Here is a 1,535-nt window from a genome sequence, read left to right on the forward strand (position 1 = left end):
GATAGTGTTGAAGAAGTCGGCGATGAAGCCGTGGATCCACTCGCACCGAAGCGTCTTGATTAAGGTCGACGCGACCTCCTCGCCTTAAGTGGCTCGGACGTTTGTTCCGAGGGTGCAAATCTTGGCCAATTTCCTGAGGTTCTGGGCGATGGCTGCAAGGTGGAACTCATCGCGGGCACCACAGGGGCCGCGCAATCGCAATCGATCGAGCTTCAGGATGCGCTTGAGGTGCGCGAACAGCATCTCCACCTTCTTCCGCTGATAGCGTGAGGTCTGGTAGGCGTCTGTCTTTGCGATGTCGCGGGCCATGTCGCGCGCGCCCTCATAGATCGAGCGCAGCACCTTGCGCGCCGGCTCCTTCGGGCAACAGCTGGGCTTCAGGGCACAGGCGTCGCAATCCAGCTTGCTGGCGCGATAGCGCATCATGCCATTCTCGTCGACGAGAGGGTGTGGCATCCGATAGGTCTTCTGGCGCTGCCTGAGCGTCTTCCCGCCAGGACAGATGTATGTATCGGCCTTATGGTCGTAGGTGAAGTCGTCGCGCGAGAAGGTGCCATCCTTGCGCCTAGACTTGTCGAAGACCGGGATATGCGGCTCGATCCCACGCTCATGCACCAACCAGTTCAGCATTTCGGCCGAGCCGTAGCCGGTGTCGGCAATCAGCCGCTCCGGCCAGAGGCCGAGCTCGTCGTGCGCCCGCTCGATCATAGTCTTGGCGGCCGTCACCTCGGCTTGGCGCACCGCGGTCGAGGGCTCCACGTCCACGATGATGGCGTGCTCCACGTCGATCAAATAGTTCGTGCAATAGGCATAGACGGCTGGGCCACCCCAAGCGGCAGTCCAGCGCGCGGCGGGATCAACAGGGGAGACGAACTTGGGCTCCACCGGCGTGGCGGCCCCGAAGGCGGCGTCATCCAGAGTGGCGAGATACTCAGCCACGGCCCGCTTGGCTTTGGGATTGAGGTCCTCGGCCGTTTCGATCCCGCGCTGACGATGGGCGTCGGCGACGATCATGCTGGCATCGACCGCAAAGCCTTCGCCGCCGACGAGCCCTTCAGCTATGCAGCGCCGGACGACGGTCTCGAACAGTTCGCGCAGCAGGTCGGCATCGCGGAAGCGGCCGTGGCGGGTCTTGGAGAAGGTTGAGTGGTCAGGCACATCACCCTCGAGGCCAAGCCGGCAGAACCACCGATAGGCCAGGTTCAGATGTACCTCCTCGCACAGCCGGCGCTCCGAGCGGATGCCGAAGCAATAGCCGACGATCAGCATGCGGATCAGCAGCTCAGGGTCGATCGAGGGACGGCCGATCGGGCTGTAGAAGGGCGCCAGATGCTGGCGGATGGCGGACAGGGCGACGAAGTGGTCGATCGCTCTGAGCAGGTGATCCGCCGGCACATGCCGCTCCAGGCTGAAGCCGTAGAACAGCTCCTCCTGCATCACACTTTGCTCGCCCATCATCGACTCAATCTCCTCTTACGACGAAGATTGAATCAGTGCTTCAGGACTGCTGCAACCCGGACTTTTTCAACACTATC

1 protein-coding gene is annotated in these 1,535 nt (G+C 62.2%); it reads right to left on the minus strand.

Features of this window, described 5'->3' with window-relative positions; genetic code table 11:
- Positions 1–84 precede the first annotated feature (84 nt).
- Positions 85–1,458, minus strand: a complete 1,374-nt coding sequence (locus tag NKJ20_RS33960) for a transposase (RefSeq protein ID WP_352749947.1) — start codon at positions 1,456–1,458, stop codon at positions 85–87.
- Positions 1,459–1,535 lie beyond the last annotated feature (77 nt).

It is taken from the genome of Mesorhizobium sp. M0185 (genome assembly GCF_040322175.1).
In the GTDB taxonomy this organism is placed as follows: domain Bacteria; phylum Pseudomonadota; class Alphaproteobacteria; order Rhizobiales; family Rhizobiaceae; genus Mesorhizobium.